Source organism: Quyinboa mangrovi, assembly GCF_042219825.1.
Taxonomy (GTDB): Bacteria; Bacteroidota; Bacteroidia; order Bacteroidales; family UBA5342; genus JBHJHP01.
The window spans coordinates 267748-279887 of record NZ_JBHJHQ010000006.1 but is presented as its reverse complement, the minus strand read 5'-3'; the positions used below and the strand labels follow the sequence as shown (position 1 = coordinate 279887).

At 36.6% G+C, this 12140-nt stretch carries 11 protein-coding genes; 10 read left to right on the top strand and 1 reads right to left on the bottom strand.

Annotated features, from left to right (window positions below):
* Positions 1–38 precede the first annotated feature (38 nt).
* A complete protein-coding gene (locus tag ACE1ET_RS14460) occupies positions 39–1817 on the top strand; it encodes a T9SS type A sorting domain-containing protein (RefSeq protein ID WP_375729132.1) in 1779 nt (592 codons plus the stop codon).
* Positions 1818–2057: 240 nt separating this feature from the next.
* On the top strand, positions 2058–3338 hold the full coding sequence (locus ACE1ET_RS14455) for a sensor histidine kinase (protein WP_375729131.1): 1281 nt from the start codon (positions 2058–2060) through the stop codon (positions 3336–3338).
* Positions 3339–3345: 7 nt separating this feature from the next.
* Here the strand turns inward: ACE1ET_RS14455 and ACE1ET_RS14450 are convergent, their stop codons facing one another.
* Positions 3346–5397: a helix-turn-helix domain-containing protein gene (locus ACE1ET_RS14450; protein ID WP_375729130.1), complete on the bottom strand. Its 2052-nt coding sequence runs from the start codon at positions 5395–5397 to the stop codon at positions 3346–3348.
* A 204-nt stretch (positions 5398–5601) separates the two neighbouring features.
* On the opposite strand from ACE1ET_RS14450, the gene ACE1ET_RS14445 reads away from it, so the two are divergent.
* The 8 genes from ACE1ET_RS14445 to ACE1ET_RS14410 all read left to right on the top strand — a co-directional run bounded on the left by ACE1ET_RS14445 (position 5602) and on the right by ACE1ET_RS14410 (position 12072).
* Positions 5602–6177, top strand: a complete 576-nt coding sequence (locus ACE1ET_RS14445; protein ID WP_375729129.1) for an ankyrin repeat domain-containing protein — start codon at positions 5602–5604, stop codon at positions 6175–6177.
* 13 nt (positions 6178–6190) lie between these two features.
* Positions 6191–7282, top strand: coding sequence for an acyltransferase family protein (locus ACE1ET_RS14440; RefSeq protein WP_375729128.1), 1092 nt, complete (start codon positions 6191–6193; stop codon positions 7280–7282).
* 235 nt (positions 7283–7517) lie between these two features.
* Complete coding sequence (locus tag ACE1ET_RS14435) at positions 7518–7901, top strand: methionine-R-sulfoxide reductase (protein ID WP_375729127.1); 384 nt, start codon at positions 7518–7520, stop codon at positions 7899–7901.
* A gap of 8 nt (positions 7902–7909) precedes the next feature.
* On the top strand, positions 7910–8395 hold the full coding sequence (gene msrA, locus ACE1ET_RS14430; RefSeq protein ID WP_375729126.1) for a peptide-methionine (S)-S-oxide reductase MsrA: 486 nt from the start codon (positions 7910–7912) through the stop codon (positions 8393–8395).
* 52 nt (positions 8396–8447) lie between these two features.
* Entirely contained in the window at positions 8448–8915 is a 468-nt protein-coding gene (gene bcp, locus ACE1ET_RS14425) for a thioredoxin-dependent thiol peroxidase (protein ID WP_375729125.1), read from the top strand.
* Positions 8916–9061: 146 nt separating this feature from the next.
* Entirely contained in the window at positions 9062–10057 is a 996-nt protein-coding gene (recA, locus tag ACE1ET_RS14420; RefSeq protein WP_375729124.1) for a recombinase RecA, read from the top strand.
* Between the two features lie 88 nt (positions 10058–10145).
* Complete coding sequence (locus tag ACE1ET_RS14415; RefSeq protein WP_375729123.1) at positions 10146–10994, top strand: DUF6263 family protein; 849 nt, start codon at positions 10146–10148, stop codon at positions 10992–10994.
* A 28-nt stretch (positions 10995–11022) separates the two neighbouring features.
* Positions 11023–12072: a mechanosensitive ion channel family protein gene (locus tag ACE1ET_RS14410; RefSeq protein ID WP_375729122.1), complete on the top strand. Its 1050-nt coding sequence runs from the start codon at positions 11023–11025 to the stop codon at positions 12070–12072.
* Positions 12073–12140 lie beyond the last annotated feature (68 nt).

Sequence of the window (12140 nt, the reverse complement as noted above, 5' to 3'; positions counted from 1 at the left end):
CAATAAATAATGATTCGTTTACCTCAAAATTTACCATTATGAAATTCTTTTACGCTATACTCACAGTTTCTTTTTTTTACATGACCAATGTTTTTTCCCAGGTTCAGTTTTCCGATTATTATAACTTTACTGCAGAATGCAGTGACATTTCATATGACAATTCTAATCAGGTTATCGTTTATATACATCAGGATTCTGTTATTGTGGAAATACTTTGGTCCGAACAATGTTGTGCGAATTTTTCGCTTAAAATTAATGCTGAACCTAACGATACCATTTTCATGGAGTTAACTGATACTGCCGAAGCGCAATGTGATTGCATGTGCCGGTTTGAAATCAGAATAAATGCCGGACAGAAAGTGATTGGTACAGAAACAGTAAATTTAAACGGGAAAAACTATCGAATTCTTGACGAAGATTATAAACCACTGGTTCAGATTGGAAAGTCGTGGAATGTGATGAACCTCATTCCGGGACTTGAGAATTCCTTCTTTAAGTCGTTGAAATATTCCATAGATAAAGGTGATGGACACTACTTCTGCTGGAACGGTAAAAGCTATCTTAAAGTAAACACATCGTTATTAACACCATCGGATGGAAACGTTTATGATACTATTCCGAAGTATATCCGCGAAGAAAACGGCAAAATATATCAGCTTGACTCCTCTGATTTAGCTTTTGACGGCTGCAATGAATTTTTGCTGTATGATTTTACTGCCAAATCCGGCGATATTGTATATCAGGGTTATGATAGTATTCCTTTTGAGGTAAATGAAAAAGGAATTGATGAAGAAACCGGACGAAGATACTGGATTCTTAGCGACATATCGCAACCTTATCCTTCAGGGTCTTCCTTATTGCCAAACCCCGTAACAAAATGGATTGAAGGCATAGGTGATTTAAGAGGCATATTTGAGAGCAAAAAAAGCCTGCTTATTGACGGCAGTTATTCCAAGCTGGCTTGCTGTCATATAAATGACTCCTTGCTATATCAGGATTCTGACTATCCGGAATGTGGAGAAAGACCTCCATATAACTTCTTCATTGAAGACGGCAAAGAATGGACATATGTAACACATTGCGGTGAATTGAGTGAAGAACCCGGATACACCAGATTCAGCATTGAGATTGACACATCAAATTTTGAAGATAATCCGTATGCTATGCGGTTCTATCCCTATGGAAACACAAATGTTTATTATAGCGAAGAAAACGGAAGGGTGTATTACAACGATAACGAGAAGTTCCTGATATATGATTTTACATTAAACGCTGAAGATTCGATATTGGTTGAACCAAATACAAATGTGTATTTATATGTTGATTCAACAAAGTATTTGGAATATGAGGATGGTAGCATTAGAAAAACACTTTACATGCACGGTAATCCGGCTTTAACAGGACTGATTAACAGAATATGGGTTGAAGGAATCGGAGACCTTTATAATCCATTGTTTTACTGGCAACCGGTTCCAACAAACTACTGTTTTACAGAATTTGCCTGTTGCAGCCTATCCGGGAATCTGATCTATCATAATCCTGAATATCCTGACTGCGGACTGAATCTGGCTCAAGAAAATACACAACAACAAAGTCCCAGAATATATCCAAATCCCACTAACGGACAGATTTCATTGGAATATTCCGAAGAATTTGTTTCTGCAGAATATGCACTTTATAGCTTATCCGGCAAACTTGTCCAAAAGGGAGATATAAGTAAAACGTTGCTTTTGAATGTCCCATCCGGTGCATATGTTATTTTAATTGCAGTAGATAACACTCCGGTATTCAGAGACATACTGTTTTTGAATGAATAATTTATATCTAATATAAAATTTCCCGGATTGCTCCGTATCTTCATCTTAAAGTATCTAAAGCTATTCGTACACAATATACTTCTTCTAAAAAGACACTGCAATGCAGTGTCTTTTTAATAAAATACTTACCTTAGATTCGATATTTTTTAATTCCTGGAAATTTAACCCAGTTATTTAATGTATGAACAAAATCCTGTTAATCACAAGCAATTTAATGAATCGCTTTCATAATTCATCTTTATGGGACAAGACTATGTTGTAGATGCCAGAACTGCTGAAATAATATCAGAACTACAAATCAAATTATTACAGACGACTGATAGATTTGAAATTTACAGAGTTATACCAGAAAAAATAAGAGAAATACTTGGATTTGGTATTGTATTCACATCTATTTTGTACGAAGAGACTCAATCATTTAAAGTTGAAGCATATGCTGGATTGGAGATGCCTTTTGATAAATTCATAAAAGCCATTGGATTTGATCCTTTAAAACTCGTAGTTCCAATTTCAGCTGTTACACCAGAAGAGCTGAAGTTATTCAGAAGTGGTCATATTGAAAAACTGGAAGGTGGTTTATATGCTCTGGGAGCCCGAAAAATACCAAAAACCATTTGCAGAATCATGGAAAAAATCCTGAAAGTAAAGGATCTATATACAATGGGGTTTGTTTCAAAAAACATCCATTATGGTGGATTAATGATACTATCAGACAAGGATCTTACACCCTATAAACCTATTCTTGAACCGTTAATTAATCAGGCTGCTATTCTGGTTCAACGTTTATGGATGGAAGATGAACTGGTAAAAGCCAAAGAAAAAGCCGAAGAAAATGATCAACTAAAGACAGCATTCCTGCAGAATATGTCACAGGAACTACGGACCCCGATAAATGCCATCTGTGGTTTTGCAGAACTAATCAACGACCCTGATACACCAATAGAAACAGTAAAGGGCTATACCGATATAATCTATAACAGCTCGCTCCAGTTGCTTGACCTGATTAACGACGTACTTTCTATTTCCTTTATAGAAACGAAGCAGGTTACCGTAAATTATTCATTCATTGACCTTAACAAACTTATGACAGAATTGCTTGAGATTTACCGGTCCAAGCAAAAAAATCGTGATGTTAAAATTAATTTAGCAACAGAAATCAACCAAAAAGATATTGTCATTAAAACCGATGAACTAAAGCTAAGGCAAATACTGACCAATCTTTTAAACAATGCCATTAAGTTTACCAGTAAAGGAGAAATTACGTTTGGATATACAGTTAAGGAAAATGTAATCGAATTTTTTGTCAAAGACAGTGGTATCGGAATAAAAAAAGAAGCCCTGGATAAAATATTTGAACGTTTTCAACAGGAAGATGCTACCATCAGTTCACAATATGGAGGTACCGGACTAGGACTAACCATTTCAAAATCCTACGTAGAACTTCTAGGTGGAAAAATATGGCTTGAAAGCAATAAAAACAAAGGGACCAAATTTATTTTTACGATCGAGAAACTGTACTAGAATAAACTCAGATCAGTCCCTTTTTCTTCAGTTCCGTTTTTAACCGGTTATGGCGCTTGTTAAATTTTGATTTAATCCCTTCGAGAATTTTTTCAAACTCTCTGGTATGCACAACTCCCTTAAAAATTGGATCCATCTCTGTAAATTCAACAGTCCAGTAATGATAGTTATCCTGTTTAGCAAATAAGTTCATGTGCTCAAACACCTTTTCATTATCATGTTCAAAGGCATAATATAAGGCCAGCATCATATCCCTGTAGATTGATTTATCCTGCTCTGCCCTTCTGAGATAACTTTCCATGAGGGAATCAGCTTTTTGTACATTTCCTGTTTCTTTTAAAACCGTACAGATTTTAGGATCTTCGTACCAGAATAAGTCCATATTATACGTTTCCCTGACATCTATCAATCGTTGATAATATTTAAGGGCATTGGAGTAATCTTCCTTAAAATAATACATCTTTCCTACTTCCTGAAGAACATCCATTCGGGTGGTGTCCTTTTCGTAAACCTCAAGCAATAGCTTAAGCGTCTGATCCATATTTTTACTACCCGCAAAAAGGATATATGCTTTAACATATTGGGAATAAAGATTATTCGCATTGTAGCTAAGCGATTTATTTATGTAGTATATGGCATCATCTGCAAAGCCGTTTTGGATCAACGCATTGCTCACATGCAAATAAATAAAGCTGGCTGTCGATGAATCGTTGGAGGCAATATCAAGTTGAATGCCTTTCAATGCATATTCCAGGTATCTGGCACTGTTAGGTATATATGTCGTATAAAAATCCGATAAAAAGTTGATCACAAAAGCTGAGTTCGGATTATATTCCAATGCTTTCTCCAGGTAAGGCTCAGCTTTCGTAAACATGCCATCTGACATGTAATACAGGGCTCTGGCTACCAAACTCTGGGCAAGCTCCGGATCATAGAGCAATGCTTTATCAGAATATAAACTAATGGAATCCGTAAACTGCTTCTCGGCCTGCAGAATATCCATGTAATAATAGCTTATTGCAATATCGGCATAAGCCCTTGCAAACTTCGGGTCATGCACAAGTGCTGTTTTAAAATACCGAATGGCCATAATCAATCCTTCTCTTGTTCCTGCGTGAAAATACTCCAGACCTTTAAGAAAATTATCATACGCAATCATGTTCTGCGTTGGAATTTTATCAATTTGTTGTTCTTCTTCAGGAGTAATAATGGCCTTTATAGTTTGAGCAATACTCAGGGAGACATTCTGCTGTAATTTAAAAATATCCGAAGTATTTTCCTCATATTGCTCAGCCCACAAATGAGAATCCGATTGACCATTAATCAACTGAACATGAAGCATGATCCGGTCGCCAAGTTTTTGTCCACTACCCTCCACAAAATACTTCACGTTAAGTTCTTTTGCTATTTCAGGAATAGTTTTATTACTATTTCTGTATTTTTCTACCGAGGTACGGCTGATCACTCTTAAATCTTCAATTTTTTGCAGATTATTCAAAATTGATTCCATCAACCCATTGATAATGTAGATATTGGAAGAATCGTTGCTATCATTTTTAAAGGGTAAAACTGCAATGGATTTATCTGGCTGATTCTTAATCTCATCTGGCTGGAAAAACAAAAGCAAAGCAATTAAACCGGCCAGGATTATAATTATCGGAATGCCAAAAACTAACGTCAACTTTCTTTTTTTAGGTTGATCCGTTTTGTCCGAAGTTTTTTCTACCGGATGGTTTGCAACTTCACCAGGAGAATAACCATAAACTTCCTTAAAGCATTTGATAAAGTACGATGTACTGCTAAATCCTGTTTGCCAGGCTACCTCAGAAACATTTGAAGCAGAATTTCTCAAAAGTTCCATAGCATGTTCCAGCTTCACCTGCCGTATAAACTGACTAACCGATATTCCGGCCTGTTTGGTAACCTTTCGTAACAGGTTAGACCGGCTCATACCTACTTTATCAGCTAATTCGCTGACACCAAACTGCTGATTCCGGATATTATCATAAATAATATTCCTCAGGTTATTCAGGAAGTCGTTATTTGAAAAATCCTGCATTGATAAGCTATTTTCAACATCTGATGTATTTTGCAAAATACAAATTAAATACACATTATAAACCTTTAAGTAAGAAGAAAAACAAGCCACCTACGTCATATTTTATACTACTGCATCAAAATTTATACATTCTGATTTATGCATGTTTAAATCTGCATCATGATATGCCTGATCTTTGAAGTAGAAATTTAAAATCAATTTATCATGAAAAAACCAAGCAAATCTTTATTAAAGCTTACATCTTTTTTGATTCTTTTTACAGCAATTGTATTCACATCCTGCAACGGAAAATCAGGATCAAAAAATGAAAAAAACTCCAGACCTTCTGCACCAGTTACTACATTACATGCTGCTGCTTTTATGGGAGACATCAGTGCAGTGCGGCAACACATCGCCGCAGGTACCAGCCTGAATGCAAAGGATCAGTATGGTTCAACGCCACTGACCATAGCCGCAACATTTGGGAAAACTGAAGTGGCCAAACAACTGATGAATGCCGGTGCTGATACCAACATGAAAAACAATGAAGGCTCTACCCCGCTTCATGTGGCTGCCTTTTTCTGCCGTACCGAAATTGTAAAGGAGCTCTTAGACCATGGTGCAGATAAAACCATAAAAAACAACACTAACTCAACCGCTCTTGAAATTGTTTCCGTACCATTTGCTGACGTGAAAGTTGTTTACGACTATATTGGGAAAGAACTTGGTCCTCTTGGATTAAAGCTTGACTATGACTATCTGGAGAAGACAAGACCTGTAATTGCAAAAATGTTAGAATAAACCAAATAATAAAATGACAGAAAGAAGATACGATATTGACTGGCTTCGGGTAATTGCCATTGGACTTTTGCTGATATACCATATTGCCATAGTGTTTCAACCGTGGGGAGTTTTGATTGGATTTATGCAGAGCCCCGAATCATTAACTTCTGTTTGGACACCCATGACCATGCTGAATATCTGGCGTATTCCTTTGCTCTTTTTCGTTTCAGGTATGGGCGTTGCTTTTGCGATCAGAAAACGAAACTTTAAAGCATTACTCAAAGAGCGAACCCTAAGAATTTTTATTCCTTTTACAGCCGGGATGCTGCTGATAACACCTTTACATGTTATGATATGGCAGAATTATTACAACCAGGACATTACATATACAATCAGTCAGTCGCATTTGTGGTTCCTGTTAAATATATTCCTGTATGTTATCATCCTCTCCCCGCTTTTCTTTTACCTGAAAAAGCACAAAGAAGGTCTCTTCATGCAAGCGCTACAAAGAATTTTGAATAACCCGTTTGGCTTATCGGTAATTACTGTTCCATTTGTACTCGAAGCCTTAATCGTAAATCCTGAATTGTTCGAACTCTACGCTCAAACCTTACACGGTTATATTTTAGGATTTATGGCGTTTTTCTTTGGTTTTATTTTAGTGGAAACAGGAAATGCATTCTGGAATACCGTAAAAAAATGGCGATGGCAATTACTGTTACTTGCTATGTTACTTTACTTGGTCAGATGGTATTTCTTTAATTTGAGATCACCTGACTTCCTGATGAGTATTGAATCGAACCTGTGGATCTTCTCAGCTTTGGGCTTTGCGTTCAAGTATCTTAACCGTCCGGGCAAAACACTCCGGTATCTTAGCCAGGCAGTCTATCCGGTTTATATACTACATATGATCTTTTTATTTCTGGCATCATCTTTAATTCTGCCTTTATCTGTTTCTATTTGGTTAAAATTCATCATAATTGTTGTACTAACAATGGGAGGCTGCCTTCTTACATACGAATTCGTTATCAAACGAATTAACGTGCTAAGACCATTATTCGGGATGAAAATATCCTCTAAAAGTCAACCACGTTCACTTCAAAGAAACACTCTTCCTGCTTAACTGATACTCGCTTTAAGGTAAAAGAAATAATTCGTTTATGTTCTTTTGTTTAGTTTAACCAGCATTATTACAATATTAAATTGGGTTAAGATATGCAACAAAATATCTGCCATCCGGGTTTAACTGTAAGTTTTAAAATCTTATAAAAATGTACCTGACATAATTAGAGCTAAAGCTGAAATTCAGAAGGCAACCTGAAGATTTTTTTTGTAACTATGCAAACCATAAAATGCACATGGATAAACAGAACAACTCATATAATGATCTTTCAAAAGATGAAGAATATGTTATTCTTCATAAAGGAACAGAGCGCCCGTTCACCGGGACATATTATGATTTTTATGAAAAAGGCACATATGTGTGCAAACGATGCAATGCACCTTTATACGAATCTGTTACAAAATTCGATTCCGGTTGCGGCTGGCCCAGTTTTGATGATGAAATTACCGGAGCTGTAGAAAGACAAACCGACAGGGATGGCAGACGCACAGAAATTCTTTGTGCAAATTGTGGTGCACATCTGGGCCATGTATTTATTGGCGAAGGTTTTACAGCCAAAAATACACGGCATTGTGTCAACTCAATATCATTAAAATTTATACCAGAAAATAAACACTAATATAAGATATGAAACAGGAAACCGCAATTTTTGCTGCCGGATGTTTCTGGGGTGTTGAATATTACCTTCAGAAGGCAAAAGGTGTTATATCCACTACTGTTGGCTATGTTGGTGGCCATGTGGACAACCCTAATTACAAAGAAGTCTGTACAGGAACTACAGGTCACGCCGAGGCAGTACAGGTGATGTATGACCCTGAAAAAACAAACTTTGAAACACTTTGCAAATTATTTTTTGAAACACACGACCCTACCCAGGTAGACAGGCAAGGTCCCGATATAGGAGTGCAGTATCGTTCAGAGGTTTTTTACCTGAACGAGGTGCAAAAGATAATTACAGAAAAGCTCATCACTGAGCTGAAAAATAAAGGTTATGATATTGCCACAAAAGTTACACCTTCATCAACGTTCTGGGAGGCAGAGGATTATCATCAGGATTATTACGATCATAAGGGAACGCTTCCCTATTGTCATGGCTATCATAAACTGTTTTAAACATTTTGAGACGAATCTCGTTTTTAATTACATAAACTAAAAATACAACACTATGGCTGAATTAAAAGAAGGCGTGAAAGCCCCTGATTTCAAAGGAATCAATCAGGATGGAAAGGAAATTTCACTTTCAGATTTCAAAGGGAAAAAGCTGATCCTTTACTTTTACCCAAAGGATAATACTTCTGGTTGTACTGCGGAAGCATGTAACCTGAACGATAATCTTTCGGATCTTACCGGTAAAGGGTTTGAGGTTGTAGGTGTAAGTCCCGACAGTACAAAATCACACTTAAATTTTATTGCCAAGTACGATCTTAAGTTTCAACTGATTTCTGATACCGAAAAAGAAATATTACAGGCATATAATGCATGGGGTGAGAAAAAGATGTATGGCAAAAGCTACATGGGTGTACTCAGAAAGACCTATGTTATTGATGAAAATGGTATGATAGCCAAAATCTTTGATAAGGTAAAAACAAAAGAACATACCGAACAAATTTATGCAGAACTGGGGATTTCTTAATCCCCTTTTTTGTTGATAAAACTTTAATAAATACCCTTTCCCCTCCTCGCAAATTCTTCCAATCAAACCAAAAAAGTAGTAACTTGCACCCATTCGGCATTTTTTAGCCCTGAATTGATAATCAGCATATTAAAACTCTTAATTATATGACAGAACCAAATAAGGAAAAACTTAAGGCATTGCAGCTTACCATGTCTAAAATTGAAAAAGACTTTGGGAAAGGCACAATTATGAAAATGGGAGAACAATCTGTAATGGACGTTCCCAGTATTTCATCAGGTTCTTTAAGTCTTGATATCGCACTTGGTGTAGGAGGATATCCCAAAGGAAGAATTGTGGAAATTTACGGACCTGAATCTTCCGGTAAAACAACCCTGGCCATTCATGCCATCGCAGAAGCGCAAAAAAAAGGAGGAATTGCAGCATTTATTGATGCGGAACATGCTTTTGACCGCTTTTATGCTGAAAAGCTTGGTGTAGACACTGACAACCTGTTAATCTCTCAACCTGATAACGGGGAACAGGCACTGGAAATTGCCGACCAGTTGATCCGTTCCTCTGCCATTGACATTATCGTTATTGACTCCGTTGCTGCACTTACACCAAAGGCTGAAATTGAAGGTGATATGGGCGACAGCAAAATGGGACTTCAGGCGAGGTTAATGTCACAGGCTTTGCGTAAACTTACTGCCAGCATAAATAAAACAAATACTGTTTGCGTTTTTATTAACCAGTTGCGCGAAAAAATCGGGGTAATGTTTGGAAACCCGGAAACAACAACCGGTGGTAATGCCCTGAAGTTTTATGCCTCTGTTCGCCTTGATATACGCCGCATTGGACAGATTAAAGATGGTGAGGAAGTTTCAGGTAACCACATTCGGGTCAAAGTTGTAAAAAATAAAGTAGCACCTCCATTCCGTAAAGCTGAATTCGATATGATGTACGGTGGTGGTATTTCAAAAACAGGTGAAGTACTTGATCTTGCTGTTGAAAAAGATATCATCAAAAAAAGTGGTTCATGGTTCAGTTACGGAGAAACCAAACTCGGACAGGGACGCGAGGCTGTTAAACAGGTTCTGGCTGATAATCCTGAGCTTTGCGATGAACTGGAGGCAAAAATCCTTGAATTGATTAAGCAATAATGCTTTTGAAACTGTCTTATACGTACAAACGTTTGTTAAGTATATTGAATAATGCGAACTTTGTACTTTTAAGACAGTTTCTGTTTATATGAAAAACCTGATTAGACTCATACCCTTTTTGGTTTTGTTGCTGCTTACATGTTCTGTATCAGCAAAAAAATATAACCTGGAATACCACTTTAAACCGGGTCAGTATGCATTATACCATCTGGATATGAAACAAAACAATACATATATATTCCAGGGAATAGGAGAAAAGAACCGCATTCATCTCACCTTTGATCTGCATGTTGAAGTAGCAGATAAAACCAAAGAAGGAAACATTATTTTAAATATCAGCATTCCAATGATGGTATGTGAATTTTTTTCAGGCGAGCAGTCCATTTCAAGAATTAATACAAGAGAAAATACAAAAGAGGCAGGCATGCTTCGAAGAATGATAAATCAGGATATCGTTGTTGAGATCTCAACAAAAGGCAAAGTGTCTGTAAAAAAAGGTCTGGGGTCTTTTATTCAGGAAATGGATATTAGTAATTCTATGAAAGGAATTTTGTTACATACATTTTCGAAACAGGGATTTACAGAACTTGCTCATTATCTGTTTCCTGAATATTCGGACATTAAGTTACAGGCAAACGATAGCTGGCAAACAGCATCCAGGCATTTTGGCTCAAAAAATCAAAAAATAACCAGTAACTATGTGCTAACCGAAGTGGGAAATGTACTTAAAGTTAAAAGTGCTGACTACATAGAAAATCAAAAAACAACACTTAACTTATCCGGATCGGAATTTAAATTAAACCTGATGGGATCGTCAGATAGTTCCATTGAAATAGATTCAGAAAACGGATGGTTAAAAACAAACAAAGTAGAAATAAAACAAATATCAGAAGATAAATCAGTTGAACTGATCACTAACCTTAAAATCAGCCAGTAAATCCCATTCAATTCAAAAAGCAGATTTTATGGAAAAAACAGATTTAACCATTTTATTTATTGCCATTGGAGGAGCTCTTCTCGGCTTGATTATTTCTTTTATTGTCAGAAAAAGATTATTCGTTATAGCACGCAAAGCTAAAAATGACTACTGGGAAAATATTGTAAAGCTCATAAAAGACCCCGTACTCTTTTTAGGTTTTGTACTCGGTCTTTACGTTACACAACCGGTTTGGAATGATCTGGATCTTCCGGTTAATCAGAAAAGAATCATGTTTTTTCTATTCCTTTTTTCCATAAGCTGGCTTGTGATTAACAGCATTAAAGGGATAAAATATATTGTACTCACAAAATATGATATATCAACCAAAGACAACCTGAAAGCCCGTAAAATACACACTCAGTTCAGGTATTTCGAAAACCTGATGATTTTCATTGTCATAGTTGTTGCCGTATCAGTAGCATTGATGAGCATCGACAAAATACGTGAACTTGGTTACAGCCTTCTGGCTTCAGCTGGCGTGGCCGGAATCATAATCGGATTTGCTGCACAACGATCCATATCACTTGTACTTGCTGGCTTTCAGATCGCTATAACACAACCCATAAGACTGGATGACGTTGTTATTGTAGAAGGTGAATGGGGATGGATAGAAGAAATTACGATGACCTACGTTGTGGTAAGAATATGGGACAAAAGACGTTTAATAGTCCCCATCAATTACTTCATTGAAAAACCATTTCAGAACTGGACCAGAAATGATGCAGACATACTCGGCACAGTATTCATTTACGTTGACTATGGTTTTCCGGTTGATAAGTTAAGGGATAAAATAGCAGAATTACTTAAGGAGACCGACAAATGGGATGGAAAGGTTAATGTATTACAGGTAACCGATGCAACCGAAAGGACAATGGAACTGAGGGTTCTTGTTAGTGCTTCGGATTCACCTTCTGCATGGGATTTGCGCGTTTTCCTTCGCGAAAAAATTATTAAATTTATAGCTCAGGAATATCCCGATTTTCTCCCAAATTTCAAAATAGTAACTAAAAAAAGTTCAGATAGCGAAAAAAAATAAATTTGACATATTTTTGAGGCAAATGTTTTTAAAATATGCTTAAATTAGCTGAACCTAAATTTTAGCAC